Origin of the sequence: Pseudomonas congelans, from assembly GCF_900103225.1 — a bacterium.
GTDB lineage: Bacteria > Pseudomonadota > Gammaproteobacteria > Pseudomonadales > Pseudomonadaceae > Aquipseudomonas > Aquipseudomonas congelans.
Genome location: NZ_FNJH01000007.1, coordinates 227,881 through 244,635 on the forward strand (window position 1 = coordinate 227,881; position 16,755 = coordinate 244,635).

Sequence of the window (16,755 nt, forward strand, 5' to 3'; positions counted from 1 at the left end):
GTTCCTTACGCTCCCTCCCTGCGGGCAGTCTAAAAACTCAGACTCAACGCAACATTCACCCCTTGCTGGGTCACGTCGTCGTTCTTGCGCCAGTTGTAATTGCCGCGCAGTGTCAGGTCCTGGGTCAGCTTCTGGCTGACGCCCAGCGTAGCCCGATTCAGGTCGCGTTGCGGCGTGTAGCCTTCCAGCGTGAAACCGACTGACTGTACGCTGTTGAGCGCCATGGTCACGTCTTGTTGATCGGTCTCGAACTCCCTTTCATGGGCAACTTCGCCCCACACCTGTGTGCTCGGTGTCACCTGGAATTTGCCCTGCACACCAACGCCTGCTCGCCGCGATTTGCGCGTCTGGTCACTGAAGGTCAGAGCCGTTGAACGGTCGCCTTTTTCCGAGTAGCCGTCGACATCGATGTGCGCGTAATCGGCGCTGACGAAAGGCGACAAATGCCAGCGACTGGCCGGCCCCGCGATGTCGAAACCGACTCGCCCGCTGACAGCCCACATTTCACCGTCGGTATCGCCTTTTTCCTGGCCTTCGCTGACGCCCAGCGCGAACTTACGCTCGGCATTTTCGTAATCCAGCTTGCCGCCCGACACCGCCAGATCACCCCACCAGTGGTTGGCTTGATACTGCAGGAACGCAGTGGCGATGTAGCTGTTGAGTTTGTAGTCCGAGTCTCTGGGGCCCGCTTCAAGATCCTGGCGATACGCTCCGGCAACAACCCCGGTGCGCCAGTTTTCGGCAAACCGGTAGCTGCCGCCAATGGTCAGGTTATAGCCTCTTCCGTCAGCATCAGCCGAGCTGTCCTGCGCGTCGAAGTCCATTTTCTGACCGCCCGCCGAAAGCATGCTCTGCCACTGCCCGACGCCTTGCCAGTTACCCCAGTCGCTGAGCCACTGTGCGCGAATCTCGTCCTGATGCATGCGCAGCGTGCCATTGGCCATTTCCGGCAGCAGGCTTATCTCCCATGGCGCCGAGAGCAGCGAGTACGCATAGTCGGCCAGCAGTCGTTGTCCGGCTTCGGTAGGGTGGACGCGATCGTTGAAGAACAGTCGGCTCGGATTCGGCGTAGCACTGGTTCTGCCGTTGGTGGTGCTTTCCCGGCAGCTGTCGCCGCTGAAACAGGTACTGACCAGATTCTCGTTGGGGTCGAACCCGAAGCGTGCCGGCTCAGCGAGGATTTCATTGATCAGCAACGGAACATTCAGCGGAATGATCTGGGCATTGATCTGCGCCAGTCGGCTGACCAGTTGCTGATTGAAGCCCGCGCTGAGTGCAGAGGACGCCGAGGCCAATGGTGAACCGCTCAAGGCTGGCGTTTTACCGATGTCCGGCAGCAACCAGACCATGATGTAGCGCGCACCGGCCTGTTGCAGGGCTTGCGCGCTGTCAGCCAACTGATTGGCAGCTTGCGCGGCGCTGCTGGCGCTCAGCACACGACCTTGCAGGAAGTCGTTGCCGCCCCCGGTCAGGTAATAAAGAGCGTTGGGGTCGGCGCGAAAACCGTTGGCGGGCAGATAACCGGTCCGGCTGCGCAGCAAGGTGCCGGTCTTCGGGTCGACGACGGTGGATTGCGAGTTGATCGAGTCAAGAATCTGGTCGGTCCGATAGCCGCCGACTGCCCAGTTATTGCCATCGGGTGCGCCCAGCGCAGCATTGACCGGCGAAGTGGACGCCGCCAGATCTCCTGCCGGAACACCGAGCATCCTGCCTATCAGCGTCGACGAGTTCAGGTTGAACGCTTCACCGCTGCCGTCCTGATAGGTTGGGCCGACACGATTGGTGAACCTGAGCGTAGAGCCCCTTGGCCCGGCGGTGTCCGGAAACTGCCCGGCATCGGCCAGACTGTCACCGAACACCACCATGGTGGAGTAGGGCGCTGCAGCAGCGGTGCCGCAGGCAAGCGATAACAGGCAAGCCGCGAAGGGCCAGCGCCTCGATGTCTTGGTCATGAAAGGATCCCGATTGTTTTTGTTTTGTACCGGAAACGTAGCAAGATTTTTCATGACTGCAAAGTTCGATGAACATTCTCGCGCTGCGGCGGTGCTTTTTTGACCTCAGGCAGCCCTGTTGGTCACGATGGCGCTCAGATAGTTGGCCAGGTCGTGCAGGTAAACGAAGGGGTGGCCCTGACGACTGCCGCCTGTACGGCTGACCTTCAAGTCGATGCGTCCTGCGTTGATCTTGCGCAGCAGATTCCTGTCGTTCGACAGGTGCGAAAAATAACGCTCTCTGACGGCGCTCAGTGAAGGGCACGGCGTGGCGAATTCTTTGCGAAGTTGATCCAGTATTTCGTTCATTCCATGACTCCCTGTGGTTTGCATGTGAGTACTCCCGAAATGGGGTGCAGGCAAACAATACGATATGTAGCGTCCTGTGACAATACAGTTTGTATTTTTAAATACGATTTGTATCGTATCGCTCATAGGGAGTCGATGTACCAGCATACGTGGGCAGTGCCGTTTTCAGGGTTACGCGTCACTGTGATGCCTTCGGCTTCGCTGATCTGATCCATGATGCGCTCCCAGTGCGCCACCGACTCTCCAGGTTCTCGAGTCAGCAGGACCTGATGCTCGATCTGGGCCTTGTCACTGTTGATAGCGTCCTGAATCCGCTGTGCCAACGCCAGGTAAGCGTCGTGTTGCAGGGTGTCGGGGGACTGATTGAGCATGAATGAACTCCTTTTTACTGTATGTGCATACAGTAATTGAGGGGTGTTTCTCACGCAAGCTACAAATGTTTCCTACACGGACACATGCCCGTGCAGGAAACAGTGCGCATGAAAAAGCCCCGATTATCGGGGCTTGGGCGGAGCATGGCGGGTGGTCAGAGACGCATCGTCATCTGCCTGATGACGCCGATCAGCTTGCACTCCTCGGTTACCGGAAGTGTCGGGTAGGCGGGGTTAAGCGGCTTGAGAAAGTAGCGTCCGGCGTCTTCGACAAGTTTCTTGAACGTGGCCTCGTTGCTTTCCGGCAGTTTGGCGATGACCAGCTTGCCGGCAGTGGGCTCGATTCCGGTGTCGACCAGAATCAACATGCCTTCGGGAATGCTCTGGCCTGCGGGCGCGGTCATCGAGTCGCCACGCACTACCAGCCAGAAGGCCCTGCCCTTGGCTTTATAGTCGCTGATCTCGAAGGTGTCCGAATAACCGACAGGGTAAGGCTCGACGGCTTCATTCCAGCCACCGGCCTCCACCCAGCTGATGACCGGATAGCGATAGAAACGTGAAGGCTGCACCGTGGGCTCCACGTTGTGCATGCCGGGTTCGCTGGCCGCGAGGGAGGTGGTGAGGATCGGCAGGCCCAGCTCGGTCAACAATCGATTGATGACCTCGATCTTCGGCTCACGCTTGCCGTTCAGCCAGTGCCCTACCGCGCCGGGCGTCACGCCCATCCGCTCAGCCATTTCTTCCTGGCTGACTTCCTGAGTTTCCATGACCTGTCTTGCGACTTCATACCATTTTCTGTTCATGCGTCGAATCATACAGGCTGTAGGGTGTTGAGCAATATACATAATGTAATGCTTCGTTGTGTCATAAAAATACAAAATGTATTGTAAGGCCTTGGTTCTGTGTAGCGAAAGACGCTGCGCAGCGTTTCGGAAAGGTCCTACAGGAGAGACACGATGATCGAGAAAGTAGAAGCCGTGATGCAGCATTGGGGCGAGCAGCGCATGCGCATCGGCCTGGGTGGTGGACTGAGCAGCCCGATGGCCGGGATCATGGAATGGGGCGCGTACATTCCGCGTCGTACACCCGGCTCTCGCGCGCTGGTCGGGAATGGCAGTGGTCTGGACTATATAAGCAGCGAAGTGGAGGCGGCCGTTGCGCAGCTGTCACGCAGTCCGGCAAAGAGCCGCGGGCCTGAACTGGCCCAACTGGCGACATTGCGTTATGTCGAGTCGTTGCCGGTGCGCGAGCAGATGCGTCTGGTGGGTATCAATGAAGGCGCAGACCGCACCTATCGCAACTGGATCAACAAGCTTCATCAGCAGGTGCTGGCGATTCTCGCTGAGCGCAGCGCTTCCAGAAGCAACAACGCCGCCGTCGACAAGGTTGCACGAGGGTAGATGAAGGCACGGTTTCACGCCGTTTATCCGGGTCGATTGCACAGCTGTGGCCGAACTCGTGTTGAACTCCGGTCAAACTCGACCCACCTCGAAACTGCCCCTTCCCAGGCTTTCCGGAGGGGGGTAAAAAGGTCCCACGATATGCGATTTGCGCCTCAGGGCAGCAGCCCGAAACAGGCTGATCAACAGCCACAACCGGTCACTCGCGACCCACCTCGAACCCCGCCTTGGCGGGGTTTTTTATTGGGTCAGACACACGGAGGCTAGTGCAAATGTTGAAAGACTATCGATGCGGACAGTGCAAGAAGCTGCTGGCCCGCATGGGTGAATACACAGAGCTCCAGATCAAATGTTCCCGCTGCGGGACGTTGAATCATGTGAAGGCCGCGAGCCTCGAGTTATCGCCTTTGAGCGACATTAAAGCGGAATCCTCCGCGACAGATCATTCGACTTAACAGGTATAAAAATGTCTAGTTATTACCCAAAACACCCCGCGTATTTCACCGATGTAGGATCGTCCTACATGCCACCAGCGCAAGTCATGGTCCCAGGCCAGTACCTGCTTTCTCAGGACAAAAGATACAAGCTGTTGTTGCAAGAGGATGCCAATTTGGCGATCTACGATCAAACAAGCGGAGCCGCTGTGTGGATTGCCGATTCCAATCAGCCGTACAGCGCATCACGTCCAGGTAACGATTTCCCTCTGCATGTTTTGATGTGGGGCGGCCTGTATCTGTACGACCCGATTCGCGGCCGCACGTGGCTAACCCGCGACGGCACCACTCAGTCTCAATCCGAACGGTATTTTCTGTCTCTCCAGAATGATGGAAACCTTGTTATCGTCGATATCCAAGCACTGTGGTCGACGGATACAAGCGCAACCTTTACGCCTGGCGTCGCAACTGCAACCGTTTTGAATCCCGATCAGGACATGGTGGTGGCTGCAGTCTATCCGGCTGGTGAGTACAAGCTCATCTTCCAGGCTGACGGTAATCTGGTTGTGTATGACAAAGATATGTCGCCGACATGGAACTCGGGAACCCAAAATACCGGTGCTACCAGAGCCGTAATGCAGAGTGACGGAAATTTTGTAATTTACGACGGTGCTGGTAAAGCGGTTTGGCATACGAGCACTTTCGGGTTCCCAGGTGCGTACGCTCAGATCCAGGAGAACGGTGCATTCGTCATCGTGAAGAATGTTCCGATCTGGGCGCGTTTCGGGTGGGCTCCTGAGCCAGTCAAGCCTCCACGTGCTGTGTTCTATCCCGATCACAGCACCGGTCCATTTCCTCTGTTTGGCGGCATCGGTTGGGATTTTTAACCTCTGATCAACATATGCCGCGTTCCTCGATACAAGGTAGGCGGCAGGTGTTTTTTGTCTCACTGCCACGAAGTATGCGAGCAAAGAATCCTTTTGCTCGACCAAAAATTCGAATCGCGAGCTGGGCAGCACATGGCGGCCATTGCCCAGAAAGACGGCGTGATCGCCTATAGCTCTCGAATCATGACCGCGCTCCTTTGACCGTTTCCTATGGTCTTTTATTCAGAGGTAAAGATGGACCCAACCGACCTAGGCCCAGGCACAGCTACCTGGCTGGGCGGCACGGGCACAATTTTGCTTGGCGGCTTTCTATGGCTGCGCAAGTTTCTTTCCAGAGATGCAACAGACCGGGCGATGGACAACGCGGACATCGGCACGGTTCGGCGTCTCAATGAGCTGCTCGACTCCGAGCGCCAGGCGCGCAAGGAGGCTGAAGCGAGGGCTGACCAGTTTGCCAAGGAGCGCAACGAGCTTGCCGCTGCGGTTGGCCGGATGGAGGGCAAGATCGAGGCGCTCACCAGCCACATCGTTCAACTCACCGACAAGGTCACCACGCAAAGCGCCGAAATTGCCCGGCTGCGATCCCAACTCGGAGGTGCAAACGATGCACAGATGCGCAATTGATTTCATCGCTCGCCATTGGTGGCGGCGTCTGGAGGTGTGGCTGATTTCCGTGCTGCTGATCGCTGGCTGTCTGATGCTCGGTTTTCAGGCCGGGCAGTGGTCGGCGAATGCCGAGCATACGCAGCAGCTGGCCGAGGTTCGCAATGCCTACGACGCAGCGCTTGGCAAGCGCGATCGGCGCCTGGACAGGCTGGCCGAAACCACCACCCAGGCGGCAGACAAGGTCGAGAGTGCCGCATCGATTGCCAATCAGGCCGCTCACACGGCCAGCCGTGCTGCAGACAAGGCTGATGAAGCGTTGGGCAAGGCGAACCAGTAGGCGTTACCCACGCCGCAATCAACCTTCAACACACGCGGAACCCCTCATGAAGATAACCCCGATAGTTGCCCATTTGCAGGCGACCTGCCCGAGCTTTGCCGGGCGAATCAGTGCCGGTATCGACTGGGCTGCGGTCGCCCTCGGCGATCAGCTCGCCCATCCGTCGGCGTATGTGATTGCCACGGGTGATCAGTCCACCGCCAACGACTTGCAGAACGTCATTCGCCAGAACATCACCGACACGATCGATGTCGTGGTGGTGCTCGATGGCGGCGACAAGCGCGGGCAGGAAGCCAGTGACCAACTGCATGCCCTGCGCGGCGAACTGTGGCGTGCACTGGTGGGCTGGAATCCGGATCAGGATTACGACGCGATGCAGTACACCGGTGGCGCGCTGGTGCAGATCAGCGGCGACCGGGTGACGTATCGCTTCGGGTTTGCAGCGCAGTTTCAACTGGGCCGCAACACCTCCAATCAGCCTGCCGAGACCTGGCACGAAGCGTATCTGGATGGTTTGCCTGGGTTTACCGGCGCCACCCTCGAGATGGACTGCGTTGACCCCGCAGATCCGAATTTGAAATCCCCCGGCCCTGATGGCCGTATCGAAGCGAAGTTCACAGCAGAGGTAACCCCATGACTCAACGCATCACTGTAGTACCGGCCGAGGGCCGCACTGTGCCGGATCCGGAGGCGGGCGATTTGCTGCCCGTCGAAGGCCGGCAGGTGACCTTCAACGCCTGGTGGCAGCGTCGTCAGAACGACGGCGACATCACCATTCAAACCGAGCAATCCACCACCACCCATCAAGCCTTCACGGCTTAACCAAGAGGAAGCCAAACAATGGCTATCAGCTTTAACAACATTCCATCCGATGTTCGCGTGCCGCTGTTTTATGCGGAGATGGACAACTCGGCCGCCAACAGCGCGTCGGCCAGCATGCGTCGACTGATCGTTGCGCAGGTCAACGACGATGTGTCCGGCCCCGAACTGGGTTCTCTGGTGCTGGTGCCGAGCGTGGCGCTGGCGAAAAACATCGGCGGTCAGGGCTCCATGCTGGCCGCCATGTATGAAACCTGGCGCAAGGCGGACCCCACCGGCGAAGTCTGGTGCCTGCCGTTGCTCAATACCGAAGGCGCCAAGGCCGGCGCAACAGTCACCCTCACCGGCGCGGCGACCGAAGCCGGTCTGCTGAATCTGTATGTCGGCGGCATGCGAGTGCAGGCCACTGTCGTTAACGGCGCAACCGCTGCCCAGGCGGCTACCGCACTGTCGGTAAAGATCAATGCCACGCCTGACCTGCCGATCACTGCGGCTGTCGAAGCGGGTGTGTTGACCCTTTCCTGCAAATGGAGCGGGGCAAGCGGCAACGACATCCAGCTGGAATTCAATCGCCAGGGCAAGACCAATGGCGAAGTCATTCCTGCTGGCCTGACCGCGGCAGTAACAGCCATGACCGGTGGCGTGGGTACGCCTGATCAACTCAAGGCACTGGCTGCGCTGGGCGACGAACCGTTCGAGTTCATCTGCATGCCCTGGACCGACACCGCCACGCTGGATGCCTGGAAAGCGGCAATGGACGACAGCACCGGTCGCTGGAGCTGGGCCCGTCAGTTGTACGGTCATGTTTACAGCGCCAAGCGCGGCACGGTCGGTACGCTGGTGGCCGCAGGTCAACTGCGCAACGATCAGCACATCACCCTTCAGGGTGTGGAAAACGGTGTTCCGCAACCTGTCTGGCTGCAAGCCGCTGCACTGGCTGCGCGCACAGCGGTGTTCATCTCTGCCGACGCCAGCCGTCCGACCCAGAGCGGCACCATGCCCGGTATCGATCCTGCTCCGGCCAGCCAGCGTTTCACCCTGACCGAGCGTGAGTCGCTGCTGCGTTACGGCATCGCCACGGCTTACTACGAAGGCGGTTACGTGCGCATCCAGCGTTCGATCACCACCTACCAGAAGAACGCGTACGGCCAGGCTGACAACTCGTATCTGGACAGCGAAACCATGCACCAGTCGGCGTTCATCATCCGTCGCCTGCAAGGCATCATCACCAGCAAGTACGGCCGCCACAAGCTGGCCAACGATGGCACGCGTTTCGGTGCCGGCCAGCCGATCATCACGCCGAGCACCATCCGTGGCGAGTTGATTGCGCAGTACGCACGTCTTGAAGAAGAAGGTCATGTGGAGAACGCCGAAACGTTCGCCCAGCACCTGATCGTCGAGCGTGATGGCAATGACCCAAGCCGCGTGAACGTGATGTTCCCGCCTGACTACATCAACGGCCTGCGCGTGTTCGCGCTGCTCAACCAGTTCCGCTTGCAGTACGACGAAGCGGCATAAGCCTAACCAACCCTTTCAAGCCCGCCTCGTGCGGGTTTTTTCATTCTGGAGATAAACAACATGGGTCAGAAAGTTGCGGGTACCTGCTACATCAAAGTGGATGGCACCCAATTGACCATCAGCGGCGGCGGCGAAGCGCCTCTGATGAACATCAAGCGCGAGACGGTCGTGCCTGGTTACTACAAGGAAACCGAAAAGGCCGCGTGGTTGAAGTTCACCGCCGTGCATACCGCAGATCTGCCGCTCAAGCTGCTCACCACCGGTGTGGACATGACCATCACCTGTGAATTCAAGAACGGCAAGACCTACGTCCTGTCCGGTGCCTACCTGGTCGAAACGCCAAGCAGCAAAGCTGACGACGGCACCATCGAGCTGCAATTCGACGGTAATCAGGGGAGCTGGCAATGAGTGAAGTCATCGACCTGGCCAGCCCGATCGAAGCGCACGGCGAAACCCTTTCGCAACTGACATTCCGGCGCCCTACGGCGCAGGAAGCGCGGGCCATCAAGGCCCTGCCGTACAGGATCGACAAGAACGAGGAAGTTTCCCTGGATCTGGACGTGGCGGCGAAGTACATCGCCGTCTGCGCCGGCATCCCGCCCTCGTCGGTCAATCAGATGGACCTGTGCGACATCAACACGCTGAGCTGGAAGGTTGCGAGTTTTTTCATGGCAGCGGCATCAGCGACCTCGAAGGCCTGATCGCCGTCGTTTACGACCTCGCGTACTTCTGGAAGACCGATCCCGAACTGATGATGTCCAGGGAGCTGGACATCATCACCGAGTCGATCTTGCAGGCGCAACGCATCAACCAGATCCTGCAGGGGGAGTGATGGCAGACACTATCAAGACGCTGATTACCGGCGTCGACAAGCTGTCTCCAACGCTGGCAACCATCCGCAACAACGTTGAAGGCTTCGAGACCAGGCTTGAAGGCTCTGGTCTTGGGAACGTCGAAGTGGGCGAGATGATCAAGGGCAATGCTTTGACAGAGCCCTTGATTGCCGGGGTAAAGGCAGCGATCGGTTTTGAGACCAGCATGGCCGGCGTGAAACGATCGGTCACCTTTGAAACACCGCAACAGTTCCAGCAGATGAGTTCCGACATTCTGGACCTCAGTGAACGACTGCCGGAAAGCGCCAACGGTATCGCGGCGATTGTCGCCGCGGGTGCCAAGGCCAATGTACCGCGCGAAGAACTGACCGGGTTTGCCAGCGACGCCGTGAAAATGGGCGTCGCATTCGATCAGACAGCGGCCGAGTCGGGCGACATGATGGCCTCGTGGCGGTCATCGTTTCAGATGACTCAGCCGCAGGTCGCGGCGTTGTCCGAGAAGATCAACGTGCTCGGCGGCAACAATCTGGAAAAGAAAATCGCCACCATGGTGACTGCAATGGGCCCGCTCGGGCCGGTTGCGGGGATGGCCTCCGGGCAACTGGCGGCCATGGGCGCGACCCTGGCCAGCGTCGATGTGCCGGCCGATGTGGCCGCCAGCGGCATGAAGCGGTTCATGCAGTCGTTGACTGAAGGGGGCGCGGCGAAAGCCGGGGCGTTCGAGGCGTTGCAGCTCGACGTCAATCAGTTGACCCAAGGCATGCAGAGTGACCCGTCCGGGACCATTGAAAAGGTTCTGACGGCGGTTTCCAGTGTTGATCCCGGCAAACAGTCGGACGTCATCACGCAGCTGTTCGGTGCCGAATCGCTGGGCGCGATCACGCCGCTGCTGGCCCACCTCGATGTGCTCAGGTCCAACCTGGCCAAGGTCGGGGAGGGTGTGCAAAACAGCGGTTCCATCGAGAAGGAGTTCGCAGACAACTCCCAGACCACGGCCACTGCCATCAAAGAGATGACCAACCGTGTCGATCGTCTGGGCATCAATATCGGCAGTATGTTTCTGCCGGCGATGAACGAAGCAATGGCCGTGATCGGGCCGATGATTTCTCAGGTCGCCGCGCTGGCGGCCGAACACCCAGAGGTGATCAAGGGCGTCGTGGGCGCCGCGATTGCTTTCGGCGTATTACAAGTCGCCGTTCTCGCTGCGACGAGTGCCGCCGGGCTGCTGGCTGCGGTCATGGGCATGTCACCGTTGGGCCTGATCGTGCGCGGCCTCGCGCTGGCGGCAGGTTTTCTGATCGCCAACTGGTCGACGGTCGCACCTTATTTTCAGGCGGTCTGGGAGGCGATTCGCGGACCGGTGATGGCGCTGTGGGACGTGCTCAAGGCGGTCTTCGCCTGGACGCCGCTGGGCATGATCGCAGCCAACTGGCAGCCACTGACCGAATTCTTTGCTGCGCTGTGGGACGTGATCAAGGCGCTGGCCACGCCGGTTTTCGATTTTCTGCAAACGCTGTTTGCGTGGTCGCCGCTGGGCATGGTCGTGGCCAACTGGCAGCCGTTGTCCGAGTACCTGGCCGGCTTGTGGGAAACCATCAAGGCCGAGGCGCAGCCGTTTACCGATGTGCTGGCAACGCTGTTCAGTTTTTCGCCGCTGGGCATGGTCATCGAGAATTGGCAGCCGATCAAAACCTGGTTCGCAGGTCTGTGGGCGGACATCAAGCCATTCATCGAGCCGATCATGAGCTGGTTTGGTGGCGACACGAATAAGACCGTCCTGCAGCGGGCGACCGAGAAGGCCAATCAGTTCGCGGAAGAACAGCGGATACGCAACGCAGGGCCAGGCGGCGGGACCGGTGCGTTTCTGGCGGCCGGTGCCGTCGAGAACGTTCGCACGAATCAGCAGTTGCTCAATCAGGCCACTGGCGTGCCCTCGACCAGCCAATTGCTTGGCGTACCCACGCCGTTGGCGCCCGGCAGCCTGTTGTTGCAACAGGGCGCAGCCGGGGCCGGCCCGCGACTTGAAGGCGAGCTCAACATTCGCTTTGAAAACGCGCCACCGGGCATGCGTGCCGGGCAATTGCAAACCAACCAGCCGGGTTTGACGATATCGCCAAACGTCGGTTATCGAACCCTCGGCGCAGGAGCCGGATCATGAGTACATGGCGTGACAGCCTGCTGCCAGCGTCTTTCCGGGGCGTCGGTTTTTTCATTGAAAAAGCCGTCGTCCCGGCAGGCCGCAAGGGGCAGTTGCATGAGTTTCCACAACGCGACGAGCCTTATTTCGAGTCGCTGGGCAAACAGTCGAAAGTGCATACGCTGACGGGGTTCATTGTCGGTCCCGACTGTTTCGAACAGCGAGACAGACTGCTACAGGCACTGGAGCAGGAAGGTGCCGGCGAGCTGGTGCATCCGTGGTTGGGTCGCGTGCAGGTCCAGGTCGGCGAATGTGGCGTCACACACAACCTGAGCGAAGGCGGGCTCGTCCGGCTGGACCTGAAATTCTATCCGGCCAACCCGCTCAAGTTTCCCGTGTCGACCCTCAATACGCGACGGCAGTTGCTGGGCGCGTCCGAGAGCCTGCTGGACTCGGCGCTCAGGCGCTACCGCTCGGTGATGGCCACGGTGGACGCGGTGCGTATCAATATTCAGGCGCTGCGCAGCGCCCTGTCGGGTGTATTCGCGACTATTCAGCGGCAGTTCACACCGTTCATGACGATCTATTCGGATGTCACTGCGCTGGTGCATTCGCTGGTCAATGCGCCGTTGACGGTCAGCACGCTGTTTACCACGTTCTTCGCCAGTTTCGACGGGGACAGTCGTCGAGCCAGAAGAGCGAACGGCACCAGCAGTATTGGCGGGGCGAGTACCGGGACAAGTACCGGGACAAGTACCGGGTCAGGTTCCGGCAACTCGACAGGGGGCGGCTCAGGCAGCGGTTCCGCGAGTGGCAGTAACGGCACCGCTGCGAGCAGCGCGGCAGCAAGGTCCGGCAGCAATGGCGGCGTGTCCTCTGTTGAAACGGTCGATTACCGCTCGGTGATTTCCGAGGCCACGCAACAGGCGGAAGCGGTGTCCGGCATCAATCTGGTCAGCCAGAGCAGCGGGCTGGATACCGGCGTGACGGCTCAGGCCGCGGCCAATCTGGTTCAGGATGCCTTGTTGGTCAAGGTGGCGAAAATCGTCGCGAGCATGCCGGTTGCGACGACCGTCACGCCGCTCACGGTAGTGCCGTCGCTGGATCAGCAAGTGACGCAAGCGTTGCAACGCGTCGATGTGCCGGTTGCCGATGACGTCATCGAACTGCGTGACACGCTGAGTTCGGCGATCTGGGAAGCGTCGTTGAAAGCCGACCCCGAACATTACCTGGCGCTCAATACGTTGCGTCAGGCGTTGATCAGGCATCTCAACGCGGTGGCGGCCTCCGGTGTACGTCTGGTGGACATGAAGGTCTCCGAGCCTTTGCCCGCGCTGGTGCTGGCCTATCGCCGATTCGGTGACGCCAGCCGGGCGCTGGAAATGGTGCAGCGCAATCGACTGGCCCATCCGGGCTTCGTGCCGCCCGGCACGCTGAAGATCGCTCAGGAGTGACCCATGATCGACCCTAACGTTGTCACCCTGACGGTTGACGAGCACGACTATGCCGGCTGGAAGTCGGTGGAAATCTCTGCCGGGATCGAGCGTCAGGCGCGCAGCTTTGACGTGAGCATTACCTGGCAGTGGCCGGGCACTGAGATTTCGCATCCGATCACGCCCGGCGCAGCGTGCGAGGTGCGTATCGGCGGCGAGTTGATTCTGACCGGCTGGGTATTTGCCGCGCCGATCAGCTATGACGGCAAGCAAGTCACGCTAAAGATTTCCGGACGCTCGAAAACCGCCGACCTCATCGACTGCTCGGCCATCAACAAACCGAGTCAGTGGAAGGAGGTGGGGGTGCTGAAGATCGTTGAAGCGCTTGCTGCTCCTTATGGTTTGTCGGTGATCAGCGAAATACCGGAAACCTCGAAGATGGCCGATCACACCATCGAGCCTGCCGAAACCGTGTTCAAGTCCATTGACCGGCTGCTGACCCTGTTCCGGATTTTTTCCACCGATGACGAATACGGCAATGTGGTGCTGGCCAGGCCGGGTAGTCGCGGGCAGAGCGCAGACGCGCTCGAACTCGGCAAGAATGTGTTGAGCGCCGTCATCGCGAGGGACTTTTCCGGGCTTTTTTCCGAGTACCGGGTCATCGGTCAACAGACTGGTAATGACCAGACGTTTGGCAAGGAGTCGTCGGAGGTCTCGGCAGAAGTCACGGATGACCGGCATGACGATCCCGCGCATAAAAAGCGTCTTCGCGTACTGGTCGTTCATGAGGATGCGCCGATCACACCCAAGCTCGCCCTGAGTCGCGCCAATTGGGAGCGTGGTCAGCGGGCCGGCAAGGCGCTGCTCACCACCTACAAGGTCCAGGGCTGGCGGCAGTCCAACGGGGCGCTCTGGCGGCACAACACCATGGTCCGGGTGATCGATCCGGTCATCGGTTTCACGAGCCGCAACATGCTGATTTCAGCCGTGACCTACTCGCTGAGCGACCAAGGCACGATCACCACACTGGTGGTCGGTCCGCCTGAAGGTTTCCAGGCCGAGCCAGGTGACCCCAACAAGCGCAGCAAGGTGCAGGTCAATCAGGACGCTTACTCCTGGCTGCTGCCCATCGACGAGGAAACAACCTCATGAGCTTACTCAATCGCATGCTGGTGCGCGGCACGGTGGTGCTCGCCAGGGCCAGCAGCAAAATGCAGACGCTGCAAATGCGCCTCACCGCCGGAGAGGTCAAGGACGACATGGAGCACTTCGAACCCTACGGTTTCACCAGCAATCCACTGGCCGGCGCTGAAGGTATCGCCGCGTTCATTGGTGGCGATCGTTCACACGGTCTGCTGCTGGTGGTGGCCGACCGGCGCTATCGCCTCAAGGGTCTGGAGTCCGGCGAAGTGGCGATCTATACCGACGAGGGCGACAAGATTCACCTCAAGCGCGGCAAGGTCATCGACATTGAAACCGACACCCTGAACATCAAGGCGGCGGTGGCCGTGAACTTCGACACACCGCAGATCACCCAGACCGGAAAGATCGTGTCTCAGGGCGACCAGCTTGCCGCTGGCATCAGCCAGATCAGCCATCTGCACGGCAACGTGCAGGGCGGGAATGGCCAGAGCGGGCCGCCCGTTGGAGGTGCCGGATGATCATCGAAGGCTCTCTGCAGGCGTCCTTGCTGCGCTCGGTGGTCATCAGCCTGTTCACTTGGCGGCGTGCCGAAGCGGGCGACCCGTTCGACGATGCCGAGCGCTATGGCTGGTGGGGCGACACCTACCCGGCACAGGCCAATGACCGCATCGGTTCCAGGCTGTGGCTGCTGCGCCGGGTCAGGCTGACTGCCCAGACCCAGCGCGATGCCGAGTTCTATGCCCGGGAAGCGCTCGACTGGCTGATCGAAGATGGCCAGGTCAAGCACATCAACATCCTTACCGAACAGGTTCAGAGCAACCGCCTGAACCTGGGCGTCGAGCTGGTCGTCTCGGACGGTCAGCTCGTGCGTTTCAACCCTTCTGAACAGTGGCAGGTGATTTATGCCGTTTGAAACACCTACGTTACCGGCGCTGATCAACCGAACCCAGGTCGACCTCGCCGACGAAGCGCTGCGTCAGTCCGATGCTCGGGTATTGTCCCGCGCGCACAGTGGCGCGGCCTACGGGCTGTACGGCTATCAGGACTGGATCGCCGACCAGATTCTGCCGGACACCGCCGACGAGGAAACCCTCGAGCGGCAAGCCATCCTGCGCCTGAGGCAGCCGCGCAAGGTGGCACAGGCCGCCACCGGCACGGTGCGCTTTACCGCTGCAGCCGGCGCGGTGCTGGATGCGGACACGGTGCTGCAGTTCAGTGATGGACGCTTCTACCGCGTGACCAAAGGCGTCACCACGGTTGCGGGCAATAACACGACCACGGTCGAAGCGGTGGATGCCGGTGTTCTGGGTAATGCGGATGCCGGTCTGGTGATGACTGCCGTGCAACCGGTCGAAGGCATCGACAGCACCTTCACCGTCATTGCCGACGGACTGTCCGGCGGCATCTCGCAGGAAAGTATCGAGTCGTTGCGTGCGCGTGTCGTGCGCTCCTACCGGGTCATCCCGCATGGCGGCAATCAGGATGATTACGTGACCTGGGCGCTGGAAGTGCCGGGCGTGACGCGCGCCTGGTGTGTGCGCCGGTTCATGGGGCCAGGGACTGTGGCGGTGTTCTTCATGCGTGACGACCAGGCCGATCCCATTCCCGACGCCGAGCAGCTCGCCGCGGTCGCTGCGTATATCGAGCCGCTGCGTCCGGTCACTGCAGACGTATACGTGCTGGCGCCGGTGCAGAAACCGGTGGTCTACACCATCCGGCTCACACCGGATACCTCCGCCGTGCGGGCGGCGGTCGAGGCGCAGCTGCTGGACCTGCACAACCGTGAGGGCGGACTGGGCGAAACCCTGTTGCTCACGCACATCGCCGAGGCCATCAGCCGCGCGACAGGCGAAACCGATCATGTGCTGGTTTCACCCGTGGCCAACGTTACTGCCGCGGCCAACCAGTTGCTCACGTTCGGGGGTATTCAATGGTCGTCATAAGAACTGCCGAACACTACGCCGGACAACTGCAGGCGCTGTTGCCACCCGGTCCCGCATGGGATCCGGAGCGGGTGCCGGAATTGCAGCAGGTGATTACCGGCCTGTCCCGCGAGTTCGCACGCATCGATGGCCGCGCGTTCGACCTGCTCAACGAGATGGACCCCGCCACCGTCAGTGAGCTGGTCCCGGACTGGGAGCGGGTGATGAACCTGCCTGACCCGTGCCTGGGGCTCAAACCGTTGTTTGCAGACCGGCGCCTGTCGGTGCGCCAGCGGCTTGTGGCGACAGGAGGGCAGAACGCGGCGTTCTACATCGACATTGCCATCAGCCAGGGCTACCCCGATGCCACTGTGACCGAACACCGAGCGCCCCGTATGGGGCGTTCGCGTTTTGGTCGGGCGCATTTCGGCACCTGGAGCGCGCAATTCATGTGGACCCTGAACACCGGCGGGCGCCAGCGCCTGGGCCGACGCTTCGGGGCCAGCTACTGGGGAGAGCGGTTCGGGGTGAATCCCGGGCTCGCCATCGAATGTTTGATCCGTCGAGCAGCACCGGCGCACAGCGTCGAATTCGTAAACTTCAACTGAGGAACAC

21 protein-coding genes are annotated in these 16,755 nt (G+C 60.2%); 17 read left to right on the forward strand and 4 right to left on the reverse strand.

Features of this window, described 5'->3' with window-relative positions; translation table 11 throughout:
* Window positions 1–29 precede the first annotated feature (29 nt).
* The 4 genes from estP to BLR20_RS21675 all read right to left on the reverse strand — a co-directional run bounded on the left by estP (window position 30) and on the right by BLR20_RS21675 (window position 3,438).
* Window positions 30–1,952, reverse strand: a complete 1,923-nt coding sequence (gene estP / locus BLR20_RS21660) for an esterase EstP (protein ID WP_054992530.1) — start codon at window positions 1,950–1,952, stop codon at window positions 30–32.
* A 105-nt stretch (window positions 1,953–2,057) separates the two neighbouring features.
* Window positions 2,058–2,300 carry a pyocin activator PrtN family protein gene (locus BLR20_RS21665; protein ID WP_003316268.1) on the reverse strand — a complete coding sequence of 81 codons (243 nt, stop codon included), beginning with the start codon at window positions 2,298–2,300 and terminating at the stop codon, window positions 2,058–2,060.
* Window positions 2,301–2,422: 122 nt separating this feature from the next.
* Entirely contained in the window at window positions 2,423–2,671 is a 249-nt protein-coding gene (locus BLR20_RS21670; RefSeq protein ID WP_054992509.1) for a DUF1654 domain-containing protein, read from the reverse strand.
* Between the two features lie 155 nt (window positions 2,672–2,826).
* On the reverse strand, window positions 2,827–3,438 hold the full coding sequence (locus tag BLR20_RS21675; protein WP_054992508.1) for a LexA family protein: 612 nt from the start codon (window positions 3,436–3,438) through the stop codon (window positions 2,827–2,829).
* Between the two features lie 189 nt (window positions 3,439–3,627).
* On the opposite strand from BLR20_RS21675, the gene BLR20_RS21680 reads away from it, so the two are divergent.
* The 17 genes from BLR20_RS21680 to BLR20_RS21765 all read left to right on the forward strand — a co-directional run bounded on the left by BLR20_RS21680 (window position 3,628) and on the right by BLR20_RS21765 (window position 16,748).
* The gene (locus BLR20_RS21680) at window positions 3,628–4,071 is read left to right on the forward strand and encodes a hypothetical protein (protein WP_032611745.1); all 444 of its coding nucleotides are present in this window, start codon (window positions 3,628–3,630) and stop codon (window positions 4,069–4,071) included.
* A gap of 272 nt (window positions 4,072–4,343) precedes the next feature.
* Complete coding sequence (locus BLR20_RS21690) at window positions 4,344–4,526, forward strand: Com family DNA-binding transcriptional regulator (RefSeq protein ID WP_054992507.1); 183 nt, start codon at window positions 4,344–4,346, stop codon at window positions 4,524–4,526.
* An 11-nt stretch (window positions 4,527–4,537) separates the two neighbouring features.
* The gene (locus BLR20_RS21695) at window positions 4,538–5,392 is read left to right on the forward strand and encodes a putidacin L1 family lectin-like bacteriocin (RefSeq protein WP_074595032.1); all 855 of its coding nucleotides are present in this window, start codon (window positions 4,538–4,540) and stop codon (window positions 5,390–5,392) included.
* A gap of 234 nt (window positions 5,393–5,626) precedes the next feature.
* The gene (locus BLR20_RS21700) at window positions 5,627–6,016 is read left to right on the forward strand and encodes a hypothetical protein (protein WP_003411734.1); all 390 of its coding nucleotides are present in this window, start codon (window positions 5,627–5,629) and stop codon (window positions 6,014–6,016) included.
* On the forward strand, window positions 5,997–6,335 hold the full coding sequence (locus tag BLR20_RS21705; protein ID WP_003372736.1) for a hypothetical protein: 339 nt from the start codon (window positions 5,997–5,999) through the stop codon (window positions 6,333–6,335). The genes BLR20_RS21700 and BLR20_RS21705 overlap by 20 nt, the downstream gene beginning before the upstream one ends.
* A 46-nt stretch (window positions 6,336–6,381) precedes the next feature.
* Entirely contained in the window at window positions 6,382–6,972 is a 591-nt protein-coding gene (locus tag BLR20_RS21710; RefSeq protein ID WP_054992505.1) for a phage tail terminator protein, read from the forward strand.
* Window positions 6,969–7,157: a DUF2635 domain-containing protein gene (locus BLR20_RS21715; RefSeq protein ID WP_054992504.1), complete on the forward strand. Its 189-nt coding sequence runs from the start codon at window positions 6,969–6,971 to the stop codon at window positions 7,155–7,157. The genes BLR20_RS21710 and BLR20_RS21715 overlap by 4 nt, the downstream gene beginning before the upstream one ends.
* An 18-nt stretch (window positions 7,158–7,175) precedes the next feature.
* On the forward strand, window positions 7,176–8,672 hold the full coding sequence (locus BLR20_RS21720; RefSeq protein WP_054992503.1) for a phage tail sheath subtilisin-like domain-containing protein: 1,497 nt from the start codon (window positions 7,176–7,178) through the stop codon (window positions 8,670–8,672).
* 60 nt (window positions 8,673–8,732) lie between these two features.
* Window positions 8,733–9,080: a phage tail tube protein gene (locus BLR20_RS21725; RefSeq protein ID WP_010438998.1), complete on the forward strand. Its 348-nt coding sequence runs from the start codon at window positions 8,733–8,735 to the stop codon at window positions 9,078–9,080.
* Window positions 9,077–9,373: a phage tail assembly protein gene (locus tag BLR20_RS21730; protein ID WP_032611735.1), complete on the forward strand. Its 297-nt coding sequence runs from the start codon at window positions 9,077–9,079 to the stop codon at window positions 9,371–9,373. The genes BLR20_RS21725 and BLR20_RS21730 overlap by 4 nt, the downstream gene beginning before the upstream one ends.
* 130 nt (window positions 9,374–9,503) lie before the next feature.
* A complete protein-coding gene (locus tag BLR20_RS21735) occupies window positions 9,504–11,663 on the forward strand; it encodes a phage tail tape measure protein (protein ID WP_054992502.1) in 2,160 nt (719 codons plus the stop codon).
* Window positions 11,660–13,096 (forward strand): DNA circularization protein, encoded by a 1,437-nt coding sequence (locus BLR20_RS21740; protein ID WP_054992501.1) that lies wholly within the window; start codon window positions 11,660–11,662, stop codon window positions 13,094–13,096. The genes BLR20_RS21735 and BLR20_RS21740 overlap by 4 nt, the downstream gene beginning before the upstream one ends.
* 3 nt (window positions 13,097–13,099) lie before the next feature.
* On the forward strand, window positions 13,100–14,227 hold the full coding sequence (locus BLR20_RS21745; RefSeq protein ID WP_054992500.1) for a phage baseplate assembly protein: 1,128 nt from the start codon (window positions 13,100–13,102) through the stop codon (window positions 14,225–14,227).
* A complete protein-coding gene (locus BLR20_RS21750; protein WP_054992499.1) occupies window positions 14,224–14,736 on the forward strand; it encodes a phage baseplate assembly protein V in 513 nt (170 codons plus the stop codon). The genes BLR20_RS21745 and BLR20_RS21750 overlap by 4 nt, the downstream gene beginning before the upstream one ends.
* Window positions 14,733–15,131, forward strand: a complete 399-nt coding sequence (locus tag BLR20_RS21755) for a phage GP46 family protein (RefSeq protein ID WP_054992498.1) — start codon at window positions 14,733–14,735, stop codon at window positions 15,129–15,131. The genes BLR20_RS21750 and BLR20_RS21755 overlap by 4 nt, the downstream gene beginning before the upstream one ends.
* Complete coding sequence (locus BLR20_RS21760) at window positions 15,121–16,161, forward strand: baseplate J/gp47 family protein (RefSeq protein ID WP_003372716.1); 1,041 nt, start codon at window positions 15,121–15,123, stop codon at window positions 16,159–16,161. Before BLR20_RS21755 ends, BLR20_RS21760 begins: the two co-directional genes overlap by 11 nt.
* Window positions 16,149–16,748 carry a YmfQ family protein gene (locus BLR20_RS21765; RefSeq protein ID WP_024662983.1) on the forward strand — a complete coding sequence of 200 codons (600 nt, stop codon included), beginning with the start codon at window positions 16,149–16,151 and terminating at the stop codon, window positions 16,746–16,748. Before BLR20_RS21760 ends, BLR20_RS21765 begins: the two co-directional genes overlap by 13 nt.
* The last annotated feature ends 7 nt before the right edge of the window (window positions 16,749–16,755 follow it).

Bases quoted from the DNA above. Each gene is read 5' to 3' on its own strand.
- BLR20_RS21750 (WP_054992499.1), top strand. From the start codon at position 14,224: ATGAGCTTACTCAATCGCATGCTGGTGCGCGGCACGGTGGTGCTCGCC.
- BLR20_RS21765 (WP_024662983.1), top strand. From the start codon at position 16,149: ATGGTCGTCATAAGAACTGCCGAACACTACGCCGGACAACTGCAGGCG.
- BLR20_RS21695 (WP_074595032.1), top strand. From the start codon at position 4,538: ATGTCTAGTTATTACCCAAAACACCCCGCGTATTTCACCGATGTAGGA.
- BLR20_RS21760 (WP_003372716.1), top strand. From the start codon at position 15,121: ATGCCGTTTGAAACACCTACGTTACCGGCGCTGATCAACCGAACCCAG.
- BLR20_RS21680 (WP_032611745.1), top strand. From the start codon at position 3,628: ATGATCGAGAAAGTAGAAGCCGTGATGCAGCATTGGGGCGAGCAGCGC.
- BLR20_RS21725 (WP_010438998.1), top strand. From the start codon at position 8,733: ATGGGTCAGAAAGTTGCGGGTACCTGCTACATCAAAGTGGATGGCACC.
- BLR20_RS21665 (WP_003316268.1), bottom strand. From the start codon at position 2,300: ATGAACGAAATACTGGATCAACTTCGCAAAGAATTCGCCACGCCGTGC.
- BLR20_RS21735 (WP_054992502.1), top strand. From the start codon at position 9,504: ATGGCAGACACTATCAAGACGCTGATTACCGGCGTCGACAAGCTGTCT.
- BLR20_RS21710 (WP_054992505.1), top strand. From the start codon at position 6,382: ATGAAGATAACCCCGATAGTTGCCCATTTGCAGGCGACCTGCCCGAGC.
- BLR20_RS21745 (WP_054992500.1), top strand. From the start codon at position 13,100: ATGATCGACCCTAACGTTGTCACCCTGACGGTTGACGAGCACGACTAT.
- BLR20_RS21705 (WP_003372736.1), top strand. From the start codon at position 5,997: ATGCACAGATGCGCAATTGATTTCATCGCTCGCCATTGGTGGCGGCGT.
- BLR20_RS21700 (WP_003411734.1), top strand. From the start codon at position 5,627: ATGGACCCAACCGACCTAGGCCCAGGCACAGCTACCTGGCTGGGCGGC.
- BLR20_RS21715 (WP_054992504.1), top strand. From the start codon at position 6,969: ATGACTCAACGCATCACTGTAGTACCGGCCGAGGGCCGCACTGTGCCG.
- BLR20_RS21675 (WP_054992508.1), bottom strand. From the start codon at position 3,438: ATGGAAACTCAGGAAGTCAGCCAGGAAGAAATGGCTGAGCGGATGGGC.
- BLR20_RS21740 (WP_054992501.1), top strand. From the start codon at position 11,660: ATGAGTACATGGCGTGACAGCCTGCTGCCAGCGTCTTTCCGGGGCGTC.
- BLR20_RS21720 (WP_054992503.1), top strand. From the start codon at position 7,176: ATGGCTATCAGCTTTAACAACATTCCATCCGATGTTCGCGTGCCGCTG.
- BLR20_RS21755 (WP_054992498.1), top strand. From the start codon at position 14,733: ATGATCATCGAAGGCTCTCTGCAGGCGTCCTTGCTGCGCTCGGTGGTC.
- BLR20_RS21690 (WP_054992507.1), top strand. From the start codon at position 4,344: ATGTTGAAAGACTATCGATGCGGACAGTGCAAGAAGCTGCTGGCCCGC.
- BLR20_RS21670 (WP_054992509.1), bottom strand. From the start codon at position 2,671: ATGCTCAATCAGTCCCCCGACACCCTGCAACACGACGCTTACCTGGCG.
- estP (WP_054992530.1), bottom strand. From the start codon at position 1,952: ATGACCAAGACATCGAGGCGCTGGCCCTTCGCGGCTTGCCTGTTATCG.
- BLR20_RS21730 (WP_032611735.1), top strand. From the start codon at position 9,077: ATGAGTGAAGTCATCGACCTGGCCAGCCCGATCGAAGCGCACGGCGAA.